The organism is Streptomyces vastus (assembly GCF_039532825.1).
In the GTDB taxonomy this organism is placed as follows: domain Bacteria; phylum Actinomycetota; class Actinomycetes; order Streptomycetales; family Streptomycetaceae; genus Streptomyces; species Streptomyces vastus.
The window spans coordinates 72,417-87,147 of sequence record NZ_BAAASJ010000099.1; the positions used below are offsets into that span (position 1 = coordinate 72,417).

The 14,731-nt window shown below is 67.8% G+C and carries 13 protein-coding genes and 1 tRNA gene; 10 read left to right on the forward strand and 4 right to left on the reverse strand.

Annotated features, from left to right (window positions below):
* The first annotated feature begins 73 nt into the window (after positions 1 to 73).
* Genes ABD357_RS31880 through ABD357_RS31890 form a run of 3 tightly spaced genes read left to right on the forward strand, consistent with a single transcriptional unit; the run spans position 74 to position 2,254 of the window.
* Positions 74 to 382, forward strand: a complete 309-nt coding sequence (locus tag ABD357_RS31880; RefSeq protein WP_344394498.1) for an ArsR/SmtB family transcription factor — start codon at positions 74 to 76, stop codon at positions 380 to 382.
* 34 nt (positions 383 to 416) lie between these two features.
* On the forward strand, positions 417 to 1,202 hold the full coding sequence (locus tag ABD357_RS31885) for an aquaporin (RefSeq protein ID WP_344394499.1): 786 nt from the start codon (positions 417 to 419) through the stop codon (positions 1,200 to 1,202).
* Entirely contained in the window at positions 1,199 to 2,254 is a 1,056-nt protein-coding gene (locus tag ABD357_RS31890) for an ArsO family NAD(P)H-dependent flavin-containing monooxygenase (protein WP_344394500.1), read from the forward strand. Before ABD357_RS31885 ends, ABD357_RS31890 begins: the two co-directional genes overlap by 4 nt.
* Positions 2,255 to 2,706: 452 nt before the next feature.
* Here the strand turns inward: ABD357_RS31890 and ABD357_RS31895 are convergent, their stop codons facing one another.
* From ABD357_RS31895 to ABD357_RS31905, 3 genes are all read right to left on the reverse strand, one after another.
* On the reverse strand, positions 2,707 to 3,030 hold the full coding sequence (locus tag ABD357_RS31895) for a helix-turn-helix domain-containing protein (protein ID WP_344394501.1): 324 nt from the start codon (positions 3,028 to 3,030) through the stop codon (positions 2,707 to 2,709).
* A gap of 496 nt (positions 3,031 to 3,526) precedes the next feature.
* Positions 3,527 to 3,967 carry a hypothetical protein gene (locus ABD357_RS31900; RefSeq protein ID WP_344394502.1) on the reverse strand — a complete coding sequence of 147 codons (441 nt, stop codon included), beginning with the start codon at positions 3,965 to 3,967 and terminating at the stop codon, positions 3,527 to 3,529.
* Positions 3,968 to 4,084: 117 nt separating this feature from the next.
* Positions 4,085 to 4,168 (reverse strand) — tRNA-Leu (locus ABD357_RS31905).
* Between the two features lie 490 nt (positions 4,169 to 4,658).
* Here ABD357_RS31905 and ABD357_RS31910 point away from each other — a divergent pair.
* From ABD357_RS31910 to ABD357_RS31940, 7 genes are all read left to right on the forward strand, one after another.
* Positions 4,659 to 5,516 (forward strand): FHA domain-containing protein, encoded by an 858-nt coding sequence (locus tag ABD357_RS31910; protein WP_344394503.1) that lies wholly within the window; start codon positions 4,659 to 4,661, stop codon positions 5,514 to 5,516.
* A 10-nt stretch (positions 5,517 to 5,526) separates the two neighbouring features.
* The gene (locus ABD357_RS31915; RefSeq protein ID WP_344394504.1) at positions 5,527 to 6,045 is read left to right on the forward strand and encodes an FHA domain-containing protein FhaB/FipA; all 519 of its coding nucleotides are present in this window, start codon (positions 5,527 to 5,529) and stop codon (positions 6,043 to 6,045) included.
* 90 nt (positions 6,046 to 6,135) lie between these two features.
* Positions 6,136 to 7,707, forward strand: a complete 1,572-nt coding sequence (locus ABD357_RS31920; RefSeq protein WP_344394698.1) for a Stp1/IreP family PP2C-type Ser/Thr phosphatase — start codon at positions 6,136 to 6,138, stop codon at positions 7,705 to 7,707.
* Positions 7,708 to 7,739: 32 nt separating this feature from the next.
* Positions 7,740 to 9,176: an FtsW/RodA/SpoVE family cell cycle protein gene (locus ABD357_RS31925; RefSeq protein ID WP_344394505.1), complete on the forward strand. Its 1,437-nt coding sequence runs from the start codon at positions 7,740 to 7,742 to the stop codon at positions 9,174 to 9,176.
* Positions 9,173 to 10,642 carry a peptidoglycan D,D-transpeptidase FtsI family protein gene (locus tag ABD357_RS31930; protein ID WP_344394506.1) on the forward strand — a complete coding sequence of 490 codons (1,470 nt, stop codon included), beginning with the start codon at positions 9,173 to 9,175 and terminating at the stop codon, positions 10,640 to 10,642. Before ABD357_RS31925 ends, ABD357_RS31930 begins: the two co-directional genes overlap by 4 nt.
* A gap of 172 nt (positions 10,643 to 10,814) precedes the next feature.
* Positions 10,815 to 12,830: a Stk1 family PASTA domain-containing Ser/Thr kinase gene (gene pknB / locus ABD357_RS31935; RefSeq protein ID WP_344394508.1), complete on the forward strand. Its 2,016-nt coding sequence runs from the start codon at positions 10,815 to 10,817 to the stop codon at positions 12,828 to 12,830.
* A gap of 381 nt (positions 12,831 to 13,211) precedes the next feature.
* Positions 13,212 to 13,871 carry a restriction endonuclease gene (locus tag ABD357_RS31940; protein WP_344394509.1) on the forward strand — a complete coding sequence of 220 codons (660 nt, stop codon included), beginning with the start codon at positions 13,212 to 13,214 and terminating at the stop codon, positions 13,869 to 13,871.
* A gap of 106 nt (positions 13,872 to 13,977) precedes the next feature.
* On the opposite strand, the gene ABD357_RS31945 is transcribed toward ABD357_RS31940, so the two are convergent.
* Positions 13,978 to 14,724 (reverse strand): class E sortase, encoded by a 747-nt coding sequence (locus tag ABD357_RS31945; protein WP_344394510.1) that lies wholly within the window; start codon positions 14,722 to 14,724, stop codon positions 13,978 to 13,980.
* Between the last annotated feature and the right edge of the window lie 7 nt (positions 14,725 to 14,731).

The following is a 14,731-nucleotide window of genomic DNA, read 5'->3' on the forward strand; positions in this document are numbered from 1 at the left end:
CGCAACAGGGACGGGAATGGATCACATCAGCACCCGATGGTGTCAGCCACCGCTGATGTGACAGTATCAGCCCATGATGACGTCAGTCGACACTGACCTGATCCGGGTGCTGGCCGACCCGCTCAGGCTCCAAATCGTGACCTTGCTGGCCAAAGAGACGCTGTGCACCACGCACCTGGTCGAGGAGACCGGCGCCAGGCAGACCAACCTCTCCAACCACCTCAGAGTGCTGCGCGAGGCCGGGATCGTCGAGACCGAGCCATGCGGCCGCTTCACGTACTACAAGGTGCGTCCGGACGTCATCGCCCAGCTCGCCGGCCAGTTCGCCGACCTGGCCGAGTCCGCTCGTACCGCCGCAGACAACAAGCGATCCTGCCCCTGACCCGCGCCGCTTGAGGCGACTGCACCAAGGAGTCATGTTGACCGCCACCCACGAGAGCGCAGCGGAGTCCGTCATAACCGCGGCCAAGCCTCAGCCCGAGCCCGGGGCGACCCCGCCGCGTACGCCGCTGGTCGCGCGGGCCGCTGCCGAACTGGTCGGCACCGCGGCCCTGGTGGCGGTCGTGGTCGGCTCCGGTATCCAGGCCACCGACCTGACTCGTGACGTCGGCGTGCAGTTGTTGGCCAACTCGCTCGCCACGGTCTTCGGCCTCGGCGTCCTGATCGTTCTGCTCGGTCCGGTGTCCGGCGCGCACTTCAACCCCACCGTCACGCTGGCCGAGTGGTGGAGCGCCCGGCGCGGCGGCGCCGGAGTCACCCTTCGCGAGGCGGCCGTTTACATCCCGGCCCAGATCGTCGGCGCGATCGCGGGTGCCGTACTTGCGGACGCGATGTTCGGCGAGCCGCTGGTCAAGTGGTCCACCCATGACCGCTCGGCGGGACACCTGTTGCTCGGCGAGGTCATCGCGACTGCCGGCCTGATCCTGCTGATCTTCGGCCTGGCACGCACGGACCGGCTGCGCTTCGCTCCCGTGGCCGTCGCCTCGTACATCGGCGCCGCCTACTGGTTCACCTCGTCCACGTCCTTCGCCAACCCGGCGGTGACGATCGGCCGCGCCTTCACAGACACCTTCGCGGGCATCGCGCCGGGTTCCGTACCGGCGTTCATCGGGATGCAACTGGTCGGTGCCGTAGTGGGACTGGCCCTAGTGGCGCTCATCTTCATGCCGGGCCGGAACACTCCCGAACAGCCCGCCGCGTGAAGCAATCGCTCCAGGTCGTGGTCATAGGCGGCGGCCAGTCCGGTCTCGCCGCCGCCTACCACCTGCGCCGCCTCGGCGTGGACTTCGTCATCCTCGACGCCCAGTCCACGCCGGGCGGCGCCTGGCAGCGCACCTGGGACTCGCTGCACCTGTTCTCCCCGGCCGCGTTCTCCTCGCTGCCGGGGTGGCTCATGCCGGCCCAGGAGGGCGAGGAGTATCCGGATGCGGCGCACGTCGTGTCGTACCTGCGCGACTACGAGAAGCGCTACGACCTGCCGATCCAGCGACCGGTGCGCGTCACGGGCGTGCACCGGGACGGCGAAGTCCTGCGCGTGGAGACCGACTCCGGGACGTGGCACGCGCGGGCGGTGATCAGCGCGACCGGCACCTGGTGGCGGCCCTTCCTGCCCGCCGTAACCGGGCGCCGGGACTTCGGCGGCGAGCAACTGCACACAGTCGGATACCGCAGGCCCCAGGACTTCGCGGGCCGCCGCGTGATCGTGGTCGGCGGCGGCAACTCCGGCGCACAGATCGCCGCCGACCTCGCTTACGACACCGAGCTGACCTGGGTCACCCAGCGCCCACCGCGCTTCCTGGCCGACGACATCGACGGCCGCGCCCTCTTCGACGCGGCCACCGCCCGCCGCCGCGCCCTCGACGCGGGCGGGACCGACACCGGTGGAGTGGCGTCCCTGGGTGACATCGTCGCCGTCCCGCCGGTACGCGCGGCACGTGACCACGGCCTGCTCAAGGCCACACCCATGTTCACCCGCCTCATCCCCGGCGGCGCCGAATGGGCCGATGGCACACGCGCCGAAGCCGACGCGATCATCTGGTGCACCGGCTTCCGCCCGGCGCTCTCCCACCTGTCCCCCCTGGGACTGCGCGGCCCGCGCGGCCACATCGCCACCACGGGAACCCGAGCAGTGGACGAACCCCGGCTGCACCTGCTCGGCTACGGCGACTGGACCGGGCCCGCCTCCGCCACGCTCATCGGCGTCGGCCGCCCCGCCCGTGAGGCGGCACGCCAGATCGCGGACCAGCTGCGCTGACGCCGGTCGGCCAAGGTCCGCCAGGAGCTTCGCCTCGTACGTCAGGTAAAGAAGCAGATGCAGATCGCGGATGAGTGGCGGTCATCAGGCATCCTGAGCAGCGACAGCCCGAGACAGACTCATGGCCCAAGACCCTCTGCGGCAGTGCAAAGCGCTGGAAGTAGCCAACTCCCTCAACGAAGCAGACAAGATCAAGAGCGTTCGAGGGAAGGCCGCCACCAAGGAGTCCAGTCCAAGGTGACGGCCAACGGCGACGAACCCACCTAGAACCTTCCACAGTGCCGGATCAGTGCGTCACGTTGCATTTGACGAGCGGCCGAGGGCGGCCGGTAGCGCACGGCGAAATATGGTCCTGCCCTTGCCCGAAGGGATGACCGCCCCCCATGTTCGGCTTCCAATAGCCATTCCGTGCCCCACGTCCGCATACCGGCGGCTCTGTACAGCGGCCCGTTTCATACATTCCGGCCGGGCCAGAGATCGCAGTCCAGCGCCTTTTCCAGGTTGGCAATGGTCAGCAGGTCGGGCCACGCCTCACCGGTCAGCACCTTCGCGATCGTGTAGCGGGCGACGCCACTCGCGCGCCACAGCCGAGCGACAGACCAGCCCCGCTGGTCGAGCGCAGCCTTGAGCCGGGCAGCCACGGCCTGGGCGACCCGCGCCCCGTGGTGCTCCTCCATGACGGCCTCAGGCCACGCACCGCCGGCGCAGTACGGCGCGCGGCGGCAGTCGGCGGGCATCTCCTTGGGGCATGAGCCGTGGTGTTGGTATGGCGGCATGTGATGAGTCAGCGGATTGATTCCTACGGCCCGTCCGGCTCCCCCGCGGGCTGGAGCCGCGTCGGCGACGAAGTGCGCCGTGTTGTCCGCCTCACCGATCCCCTGCTGCCCTACCAAGCGCGTGAACTGCTTTCCGCGCTGGCCCGGTTGGCGGTCTTCTGCAACGGTGATGGTCTGCCAGGGAAGGCCGAGGTGCGGCTCTCCCGGGAGGCGATCGAGCGGTTCATCGCAGTCGGGTGTCCCAGCGTGAGGGAGAGCACCCGCGGCAATTACCGGACCAGGCTCCTGCGGCTCAGCGAGATCGTCCTGGGCGGCGAATGCCGGACCGGGAAGCCCGCCAAGCTGTCGGCCTCGGTTCCCAACAACCCTCGCCCTCGGCGTCTCCCTCGACGAGCCGGGCCACCGCCCGGCATACAACGGCTTGAAGATCGTCAATCGTCTCCGAGAGCGTGGATACAAACCCGGCTACCTTGCCGGCAACCGCGCCTACAACAGCTCAGAGCCCGAAGAGTGGCAGCTCCCGATCCGGGCCATGGGCTACAAGCCCGTCTACGACTACCGGGCAGACCTGCTCGGCGAGCAGGCCGAGACGCATGGCGCGATCCTCATCGAGGGCCGCTGGTACTGCCCGCTGGCCGAAGGCATCGAGTCCGCGGGCTCCCGCCGCATCCGCGGCATCGCGGCCCAAACGATCCTCCTGGCCTTCCAACTCGCCCACGCCAACCGCCGAAAGATCAAGCAATGGCTTGAGACGCTGGCGCTCTGTGGCGAGCGGCCCCGCCGCCGCACCCACCACAGGCGGAAGACCAAGACCGCAGGAGCTGGACACCCACCGGCCATCTCGTGCCGGCCGCCTGACCCGGGCCAGCGCCCCCAGCACCAACCGGAGAACAACCAGCAGCACAAAAAGCAGGGCCCCGACCGTGAGATACCTCACCGTTGGGGCCCTGCCGCGTCACTGTCCGGGCCGCAGCTCAGCGCAACAACGAGAAACGGGCCCCACCAGGACTTTCGTCACTGGCAGAGACCCGTTCCGTCGGTTCTCTCTGTTCTGTGCGCGAGGGGGGAGTTGAACCCCCACGCCCTTGCGGGCACTGGAACCTGAATCCAGCGCGTCTGCCTATTCCGCCACCCGCGCATTGGGTGTGTCGTCCGTCTCTCACCGATGGGTGGGAGCGCCTGGCGACATGCAGAAGATTAGCACGCTGCCAAGGGTGGATTCACATCCCTTTCCGGGGGCAGCAACGAGGCAGGGACGAGGCGGCAGACCCCGGCATCACCTGCGCAGCCGCCCCTCACAGTGCCTTGCGCCCCACCACACCCACCCCGTTCGTATCGGCCAGAACCTGTTCACGTATCAACCTCGTACCGGTCCCGGCCATCTCCCCAGGAGGCGGACAGGGACCACAGCCGGGTGCGGGACACTGTGGTGAAGCCGCCTCTACGATCCTTCCCATGGGAGTGCCCAGGGGGAGTTCGAAGAGGAGCTCTGAAGGGAACTTCGGGAGGGGACTCCAGTGGGTGTCGACATCCGTCGACGGTGCCGACAGGGGGAACCAGCCGATTTCCCGGCGCGTGGATACGATCAGTAAGCAGTACCAGGACAGCGACGCAGGAGGAGGTGCCCCATGGGAGTCCTGAAGAAGTTCGAGCAGCGTCTCGAAGGTCTGGTCAACGGCACCTTCGCCAAGGTGTTCAAGTCCGAGGTCCAGCCCGTCGAGATCGCGGGCGCGCTACAGCGCGAGTGCGACAACAACGCGACGATCTGGAACCGTGAGCGGACCGTCGTCCCCAACGACTTCATCGTGGAGCTGAGTACGCCGGACTTCGAGCGTCTCAGCCCCTACTCCGGCCAGCTCGGCGACGAGCTCGCCGGCATGGTGCGCGACTACGCGAAGCAGCAGCGCTACACGTTCATGGGCCCCATCAAGGTCCATCTGGAGAAGGCGGACGACCTCGACACCGGTCTGTACCGGGTACGCAGCCGTACGCTCGCCTCCTCCGCCAGCCAGCAGGCTCCGGAGCGCGCTCCCGCGGGAGGCCCGGCCGCCCGCCCCGGAGGCTACGGCTACCCGCCGCCCGCTGCCGCCCAGTCGGCCGGCGCTCCTCCCATGCCGTCCGCGCCACCGCCCGGCGGCCGTCCCGGCCCCGCGTCGCCGATGGCCCAGGGCCGCGCCGCGGCGCCCGGCCCGCTCCCCGGTGCGCGCGTACGGCACTGGATCGAGATCAACGGCACCCGCCATCAGATCTCCCGCCCGACGCTGGTGCTGGGCCGCAGCACCGACGCCGACGTGCGGATCGACGACCCCGGCGTCTCACGCCGGCACTGTGAGATCCGGACCGGAACGCCCTCGACGATCCAGGATCTCGGGTCCACCAACGGCATCGTGGTGGACGGGCAGCACACCACCCGCGCTACGCTCCGCGACGGCTCGCGGATCGTCGTGGGCAGCACCACCATCATTTACCGGCAAGCCGAAGGGTGAAGCGGGGGCAATGTCAGAGCTGACCCTCACGGTCATGCGGCTGGGTTTCCTGGCCGTACTGTGGCTGTTCGTGATCGTGGCCGTGCAGGTCATCCGCAGCGATCTGTTCGGAACGCGTGTCACACAGCGCGGCTCGCGCCGGGAGAGCGGACGGCCGCAAGCGGCCGCCCGGCAGCAGGCCGCGCCCCCGCAGCAACGCCAGCAGGCGAGCGGCGGCGGCCGTCAACGCCGTGGCGCGCCCACCAAGCTCGTCGTCTCCGAGGGCATCCTCACGGGTACGACGGTCGCGCTGCAGGGGCAGACCATCACGCTGGGACGTGCGCACGACTCCACGATCGTCCTGGATGACGACTACGCCTCCAGCAGGCATGCCAGGATCTACCCGGACCGTGACGGCCAGTGGATCGTGGAGGACCTCGGGTCCACCAACGGCACGTATCTCGACCGGACCCGGCTGACGACCCCCACGCCCGTTCCGCTGGGCGCGCCGATCCGCATCGGCAAGACCGTCATCGAGCTGCGGAAGTAGTACGACAATGAGCGAGCGGAGCGAGCACGCAGCGGCGGTCCACAGGGTGGACCCCGGCGCGCTCCCGACCGGAGGGTGGGCACCGTGCGGATGTACCCGGAGCCGACGGGCGAGGTGCGCATGAGTCTGTCACTGCGCTTCGCCGCCGGATCGCACAAAGGCATGATCCGCGAGGGCAATGAGGACTCCGGCTACGCCGGTCCGCGCCTGCTCGCGATCGCCGACGGGATGGGCGGCCAGGCCGCCGGTGAGGTCGCCAGCTCCGAGGTGATCTCCACCATCGTCGCGCTCGACGACGACGTGCCGGGTTCCGACATCCTGACCTCCCTCGGCACGGCCGTACAGCGCGCCAACGACCAGCTTCGGCTGATGGTCGAGGAGGACCCCCAGCTCGAGGGCATGGGCACAACCCTCACGGCACTGCTGTGGACCGGGCAGCGGCTCGGCCTCGTGCATGTCGGCGACTCCCGCGCGTACCTGCTGCGGGACGGCGTGCTGACACAGATCACCCAGGACCACACATGGGTGCAGCGGCTCGTCGACGAGGGACGCATCACCGAGGACGAGGCCACCACGCACCCGCAGCGCTCGCTGCTGATGCGTGCGCTGGGCAGCGGCGACCATGTCGAGCCGGATCTGTCGATCCGTGAAGTCCGCGCCGGCGACCGGTACTTGATCTGCTCCGACGGCCTGTCGGGGGTGGTCAGCCATCAGACGATGGAAGACACCCTCGCCAGCTACCAAGGCCCGCAGGAGACCGTGCAGCAGCTGATCGAGCTCGCGCTGCGCGGCGGCGGCCCCGACAACATCACGGTGATCGTGGCCGACGTACTCGACATCGACGGCGGGGACACCCTCGCGGGGCAGATGTCCGACACCCCGGTCGTCGTGGGCGCGGTCGCCGAGAACCAGCAGCAGCAGTTGTTGCACGACGACGGCACAATGCAGACGCCCGCAGGCCGCGCCTCCAGCCTCGGCCGCCCCGCGCCCTCAGAGGGCGGCGGCGAGTTCGGCCCGCCCGGCAGCGGCGACACGACGGGGTACGTACCCACGGACGGCTTCGGCGACTACACCGACGACGACTTCGTCAAACCCCGCCGCGGACGCAAGTGGCTGAAGAGATCCCTCTACAGCGTGCTCGCGCTCGCCGTCATCGGCGGCGGCCTGTACGGCGGTTACCGCTGGACACAGACGCAGTACTACGTCGGCACCAAGGGCGAGCACGTCGCGCTGTACCGCGGTATCAGCCAGGACCTGGCCTGGGTTTCGCTGTCGAAGGTGGAGAAGGACCACCCCGAGATCGAGCTCAAGTACCTGCCGCCGTATCAGCAGAAGCAGGTCGAGGCCACGATCGCCGAGGGCGGCCTCACCGAAGCCAGGTCGAAAATCGAGGACTTGGCGACGCAGGCGTCGGCTTGCAAGAAAGACGCCGAACGCAGGCAGGCCGAGAGCCGTAATAACTCTCAGACGGGTGAAGGCGAAGCAGGCGGCACCACGGGAACCACAAGGACCTCCGTGGCGTCGAAGGCGACACCGACGCCGACCCAGAACCCGTCGCAGTCACCGTCCGCCGACCCGTCCCCCACCGCACCCACTCCCACACCCGGTCCCAGCCTCTCGGAGGAAGAGCAGAAGCTGGTCTCGCTGTGCGGTAAGCAGTAAGCAACGCACGCTGTGAGAGGCCCCGTTACACGATGAGCAGTACTACGAACCCCTCGACGCACCATACGTCCACGATCGGTGCCATCGGCGCGCCCAGCCGGCGCAACACCGAGCTGGCGCTGCTGGTGTTCGCCGTCGTCATCCCGGTGTTCGCCTACGCCAACGTGGGCCTGGCCGTCAACGACCAGGTCCCCTCGGGCCTGCTCGGCTACGGCCTGGGCCTCGGCCTGCTCGCCGCCGTCGGCCACCTCGTCGTACGGAAGTTCGCGCCCTATGCGGACCCGCTGATGCTGCCGGTGGCTACGCTGCTCAACGGCCTCGGGCTGGTGCTCATCTGGCGCCTCGACCAGTCACCGCGGCTACAGCAACTCGCCGAGAACGCCTACGGCTCCTTCAGTCCTTCGGCCCCCAAACAGCTGCTGTACTCGGCCATCGGCATCGCGTTGTTCGTGGCGGTTCTCATGCTGCTCAAGGACCACCGCGTCCTGCAGCGCTACACGTACATCTCCATGGTCGCCGCCATCGTGCTGCTGCTCCTGCCCCTCGTTCCCGGCCTCGGCGCCAACGTCTTCGGCGCCAAGATCTGGATCAACGTCGCCGGGTTCTCCATCCAGCCGGGCGAGTTCGCGAAGATCGTCATCGCCGTCTTCTTCTCCGGCTACCTCATGGTGAAACGGGACGCGCTCGCCCTCGCCAGCCGCCGCTTCCTCGGCCTGTATCTGCCGCGCGGCCGCGACCTCGGCCCGATCCTCACCCTCTGGGCCCTCAGCCTGCTCATCCTCATCTTCGAGAACGACCTCGGCTCGTCCCTGCTGTTCTTCGGCATGTTCGTGATCATGCTGTACGTCGCCACCGAGCGGACCAGCTGGATCGTCATCGGCCTGCTGATGTCCGCCGGCGGGGCGGTCATCGTCTCCACCTTCGCCAGCCAGGTCCAGGTCCGTGTCAACGCCTGGCTCGACCCCTTCGGCTGCTACAAGGACTCCGGGGCCTGCGAACAGATCGGCCAGTCGATCATGGCCTTCGGCTCCGGCGGCGTGCTCGGCACCGGCCTCGGCCAGGGCAACTCCGACCTCATCGGCTTCGCCGCCAACTCGGACTTCATCTTCGCCACCGTCGGCGAGGAGTTGGGCCTGGCCGGAGTCATGGCGTTCCTGCTGCTGTACGCCTTGATCATCGAGCGGGGCATCCGCACCGCGCTGGCCGCCCGCGACCCCTTCGGCAAGCTGTTCGCCACCGGCCTCTCCGGCGCCTTCGCCCTGCAGATCTTCGTCGTCGCAGGCGGCGTCATGGGCCTGATCCCGCTCACCGGCATGACGATGCCGTTCCTCGCTTCCGGCGGTTCCTCCGTGATCGCCAACTGGGCCCTCATCGGCATCCTGCTCCGCATCAGCGACACCGCACGCCGTCCGGCACCGGCCCCCGCCTCCAACCCCGACGCCGAAATGACCCAGGTGGTCCGCCCGTGAACAAGCCCCTGCGCCGCATCGCGATCTTCTGCGGGCTCCTCGTGATGGCCCTGCTCATCCGCGACAACTGGATCCAGTACGTCCAGGCGGACTCGCTGCAGAAACACGAGAACAACCGCCGTGTCTCCATCGAGCGCTACGCCCAGCCGCGCGGCGACATCATCGTCGACGGCAAGCCGATCACCGGCTCCACCGAGACCTCGAGCAGCGACTACCAGTGGAAGCGCACCTACAAGGACGGCGAGATGTGGGCCCCCGTCACGGGCTACGCCTCGCAGGCCTTCGGCGCGACGCAACTGGAGTCCATCGAGGACGGCATCCTCACCGGCAACGACGACCGGCTGTTCTTCCGCCGCACCCTCGACATGATCACCGGCAAGAAGCAGAAGGGCGGCAACGTCGTCACCACCCTCAACGGCGCCGCGCAGAAGGCGGCCTTCGAGGGCCTCGGCGACAAGAAGGGCGCCGTCGCCGCCATCGACCCGTCCACCGGCGCGATCCTGGCGCTCGCCTCCACGCCCTCGTACGACCCGTCGACGTTCGCCGGGAACTCCACCGACACCGACACCAAAGCCTGGACCAAGCTCCAGAAGAAGCAGAACCCCGACGACCCCATGCTCAACCGGGCGCTGCGCGAGACCTACCCGCCGGGCTCCACCTTCAAGGCCGTCACCGCAGCCGCAGCCCTGGAGCACGGCCTCGTCACGGACCCCGACGCGAAGACGGACTCCCCGGACCCGTGGACCATGCCGGACACCACCACCGAGCTGCCGAACGAGGGCAACATCCCGTGTAAGGACGCCACGCTCCGCGATGCCCTCAGGTACTCCTGCAACACCGTCTTCGGCAAGGTCGGCTCCGACCTCGGCAAGGACAAGATGCTGGAGACCGCCGAGAAGTTCGGCTTCAACAAGGAGCAGTTCGTACCGGTCCGCTCCAGCGCCTCCGTCTTCCCGACCGCCATGGACAAGCCGCAGACCGCGCTCAGCTCCATCGGCCAGTTCGACACCGCCGCGACCCCGCTCCAGATGGCCATGGTGGCCTCGGCCATCGCCAACGACGGCACCCTCATGAGGCCGTACATGGTCGACCGGCTGATGGGCCAGAACGTGGACGTCGTCGAGCAGCACGAACCGAAGAAGATGAGCGAGCCGCTCTCCCCGGACAACGCCCAGAAACTCCAGTCGATGATGGAGACGGTCGTCGAGGACGGCACCGGCACCCGCGCGCAGATCCCGAACGTCAAGGTCGGCGGCAAGACCGGTACAGCCCAACACGGCGTCGACAACGAGCTGGCTCCGTACGCCTGGTTCATCTCGTACGCGAAGGGCGAGGACGGCAGCTCGCCGGTCGCCGTCGCCGTCGTCGTCGAGGACAGCCAGGCCGAACGTGACGACATCTCCGGCGGCGGTCTCGCCGCACCGATCGCGAAGGACGTGATGAAGGCCGTACTCGAAAGCAAGTGACCCCGCTCACGTCCCCTTCACATCGGTGCACGTTGCGATACCGGTCCTGTATCGGGTGACGGTTGTGGCCAGGTCAGTAAAGGCGAGCCGGGTACGGTATGCCCGGACAGCACACCGCCGGACCACACAACTGGGTGCGGTCGGAACCGACGGAGAGGGCTGGTAGGTAGCTATGGAAGAGCCGCGTCGCCTCGGCGGCCGGTACGAGCTGGGCCAGGTGCTCGGCCGTGGTGGCATGGCTGAGGTACATCTCGCCCATGACACACGGCTCGGCCGCACCGTGGCGGTGAAGACGCTGCGCGCGGACCTCGCGCGCGACCCGTCCTTCCAGGCCCGGTTCCGCCGGGAGGCCCAGTCGGCCGCCTCGCTCAACCATCCCGCGATCGTCGCCGTGTACGACACGGGTGAGGACTACATCGAGGGCATCTCCATCCCGTACATCGTGATGGAGTACGTCGACGGGTCCACGCTGCGCGAGCTGCTGCACTCCGGGCGCAAACTGCTGCCCGAGCGCGCCATGGAGATGACCATCGGCATCCTCCAGGCCCTCGAGTACTCACACCGCAACGGCATCGTCCACCGCGACATCAAGCCGGCGAACGTCATGCTGACGCGCAACGGCCAGGTCAAGGTCATGGACTTCGGCATCGCCCGCGCCATGGGCGACTCCGGCATGACGATGACGCAGACCGCCGCGGTCATCGGCACCGCCCAGTACCTCTCACCGGAGCAGGCCAAGGGCGAGCAGGTCGACGCCCGGTCCGACCTGTACTCCACCGGCTGTCTGCTCTACGAGCTGCTGACGGTCCGGCCGCCCTTCGTCGGAGACTCCCCGGTCTCCGTCGCGTACCAGCACGTACGCGAAGAGCCGCAGCCGCCCAGCAACTTCGACCCCGAGATCACGCCCGAGATGGACGCCATCGTCCTCAAGGCCCTGGTCAAGGACCCGGACTACCGCTACCAGTCCGCCGACGAGATGCGCGTCGACATCGAGGCCTGCCTCGACGGCCAGCCCGTCGCGGCCACCTCGGCCCTCGGCTCCGTCGGCTACGGCGGCTACCCCGACGACAAGCCCACCACGGCCCTGCGCGCCACCCCAGGCGGCCAGCAGACGTCCATGCTCCCCCCCATGAACCCGGACGACGGCGGCTACGGCTACGACGGAGGCGACCGCCGCCGCCAGAAGAAGAGCAACGCCTCTACGATCCTGCTGGTCGTCGCGGGTGTCCTGGTCCTGGTGGGCGCGATCCTGATCGGGAGGTGGGTGTTCAGCTCGACGGGCGGCACGGGCGACGAGTCGTTCCCGGCACCCAACTTCGTCAACCGGACCTTGGCCGACGCCAGAGACATGGCGAAGAACGTCGACCTGAACGTGACGACGAAGGAAGAGCCTTGCGAGGACACCCCTAAGGGCAGTGTCTGTGACCAGGATCCGGCCCCCAAGAAAAAGGTAAACAAAGGCGACACGATCACGCTGACGGTGTCGACGGGGGCACCCAAGGTCGCGGTGCCGGACGTCGAGGGTCAGCAGTTCGAGAAGGCTGAGGCCGACCTCAAGGACAAGGGCTTCGATGTCCAGAGGGAGACCGAGGAGTCGGACCGGACTCCGGGCGTCGTCATTTCCCAGGATCCGGACGGCGGCACGGAACAGGAGAAGGGTTCGACCATCACCCTGACCGTCGCCAAGGAGCCGGAGCAGGAAACCGTTCCGGACGTCACGGGCAGGACTTGTGACGAGGCCAAGGCACAGATGGTGGCCAACAACCTCGTAGGCACCTGCGCCGAGGTGGAGACCGAGGACGACAACCTGGTCGGCAAGGTCATCTCCACCGACCCCGCCGCCAACTCCCAGGTCGCTCCGAACTCCACGGTGAACATCCAGATCGGCAAGGCCGCAGAGGAGGACGTGGTCACGGTGCCCAACGTGGTCGGCCAGACCCTCGACAACGCCAGGAAGATCCTTAAGGACGAGGGCCTGAATGTCGGCAACGTCAACTCTCAAGACGGCAACTCGTTGGTCTTCGATCAGGACCCGGACGCCGGCCAACAAGTCGCCGAGGACACCCCAGTCAACCTGACCACCGCCGGCGGCCAGGACAACGGCGGCAACAACAACGGCGGCGGTGACAACGGGGGCGGCGGCTTCTTCGGCGGCGTCGACGGCGTCTCCGCCCGGTCCGAGGAGTAGTGACGGGCACCACCCCGGGGCTGCGAGCCAAGATCGTACTGGCGAGTAACATTTGTCAGGTCGCGTTGAGCGCAACCTGACAAATGGGGGATCATCAAGAAGCGACTCATGGCCGTCCTCGGGGCCGCCTGTGCCCTGACCGTCCTTTCGGCGGGAACGGCGAGTGCCGGCACCAACAGCGGCTTTTGAGTCCAACGGCCTGCGGGTTCTGCGCGGCTCTGAACTGCGGGATTTTAAGGAACTCAACTTGAGTTCCTATCCCGGAGGTTATCCACAACCCCGCTCCAGCCTGGCCATCTGGTCTCGCCGCGCCGTCCTCAACGTCGCCATGCTCCTCCGGGACAGCGAAGTCGCACGTCAGGTGCGTACGTACTCCTCGACATGGAGTACCTCGCGCGCACCCAGCCTGTGGATAACCCTGTCCACAGGGATGCCGCCTCCCCCTCCCTCGACGACCGCATCGATCAACGCATCAGCCACGTCCTCGGCAAGACCGTCGTCCCGATGTTCAACGCCCTGATTGAGCCGTCGAGCGAGCACCGCCGGGAACTGATCGCCCTGCGCGCCGGCGTCCAGCGCATCGAGCGCAGGCTCCAACAACACCACGGCCGACTGCAGCGGCTGGAAGGCCCCCGACACTGGCCCCTCGCCCGCGCCATGGCCTCCATGGACGCTATGAGTGGGCGTGAGTTCGAGGAGCACGTCGCTCAGCTGCTGCGCCGTGACGGCTGCACCGCTGTCGTCGTACGAGGCGGCCATGGAGACCGGGGCGTAGACATCACGGGACGTACCCCCGACGGACGACACATCGCCGTCCAGTGCAAGAGATTCACGCCCTACGTAACCGTGACCAGCTCTCACGTCCAGAAGTTCATCGGGGCGGCCAAGGTCCTGTACAACGCGGACGTGGCGCTCTACGTAGCCACATGCACCTTCACTCGCGATGCGATGAACGTCGCGGCTGATGGCGGCATCACACCGGTGGACCGAAGCTTGCTCGCGGCATGGAGCAGGGGGACAGAACTGTCCGCGTTGAGCTGATCCGCTGGCGCCCCACGTAAAGGGCCCGAAGTCGCAAAGGGTAGTTGCGGCTTCGGGCCCAGCTCATGTCGAGAGTGACATCACGTCACTCTCGCCCTTCAGAGTCTCACTGACGCAGCTCCGCCGGCGGCGTCCGCTCATCATTCACCTTCTCCACCCGGTCGAGCTCTCCCCACACCACGTACCGGTACGTGGACGTGAAGACCGGAGTGCAGGTCGTCAGCGTGATGTAGCGGCCCGCCTTCTTCTTGCCCGACTCCTTGGGGACGGGGGCGAGGACATCGACGTTGTACTTGGAGGTCTCGGGGAGGATCTCGTAGACCTTGTAGACGTACCACTCGTCCTTGGTCTCGAAGACGATCGGGTCGCCCTTCTTCAGCTTGTCGATGTTGTGGAACTTCGCGCCGTGCCCGTCGCGATGCGCCGCCAGCGAGAAGTTGCCCTTCTTGTCCTGGGGGAGCGCGGACTTGATCGGGTCGGTGTAGTAGCCGGCGGTGCCGTCGTTGAGGGACTTGGCGGCGGTGCCCTTCTTGACCAGCACTTCGCCGTTCTTCATCGCGGGGACATGCAGGAAACCGATGCCGTCCTTGGTGTCCAGGCCGATCGGACCGCGGTCCTCGGCCCAGTGGTCGCGCACCTTGTCACCCTGCTTGTCGGCCTTGCGGTCCGCGACGACGTTCGTCCACCACAGCGAGTAGGCCACGAACAGGCCGAGAATCAGGCCGGTCGTGATGAGGAGTTCACCGAAGACGCTGACGGCCATCGCGATCCGGCCGGGGCCGCGGCGGCGGCGCCGCGCGGGCGAGTGCGCCGACGCGGCGGTCTGCTCTTCGTGGTCGGTCGTCGCTGCCACTCTTCAT

Coding starts and splice junctions, on each gene's coding strand:
- ABD357_RS31880 (WP_344394498.1), top strand. CDS start 74: ATGATGACGTCAGTCGACACTGACCTGATCCGGGTGCTGGCCGACCCG.
- ABD357_RS31885 (WP_344394499.1), top strand. CDS start 417: ATGTTGACCGCCACCCACGAGAGCGCAGCGGAGTCCGTCATAACCGCG.
- ABD357_RS31895 (WP_344394501.1), bottom strand. CDS start 3,030: ATGCCGCCATACCAACACCACGGCTCATGCCCCAAGGAGATGCCCGCC.
- ABD357_RS31910 (WP_344394503.1), top strand. CDS start 4,659: ATGGGAGTCCTGAAGAAGTTCGAGCAGCGTCTCGAAGGTCTGGTCAAC.
- ABD357_RS31915 (WP_344394504.1), top strand. CDS start 5,527: ATGTCAGAGCTGACCCTCACGGTCATGCGGCTGGGTTTCCTGGCCGTA.
- ABD357_RS31920 (WP_344394698.1), top strand. CDS start 6,136: ATGTACCCGGAGCCGACGGGCGAGGTGCGCATGAGTCTGTCACTGCGC.
- ABD357_RS31925 (WP_344394505.1), top strand. CDS start 7,740: ATGAGCAGTACTACGAACCCCTCGACGCACCATACGTCCACGATCGGT.
- pknB (WP_344394508.1), top strand. CDS start 10,815: ATGGAAGAGCCGCGTCGCCTCGGCGGCCGGTACGAGCTGGGCCAGGTG.
- ABD357_RS31940 (WP_344394509.1), top strand. CDS start 13,212: ATGGAGTACCTCGCGCGCACCCAGCCTGTGGATAACCCTGTCCACAGG.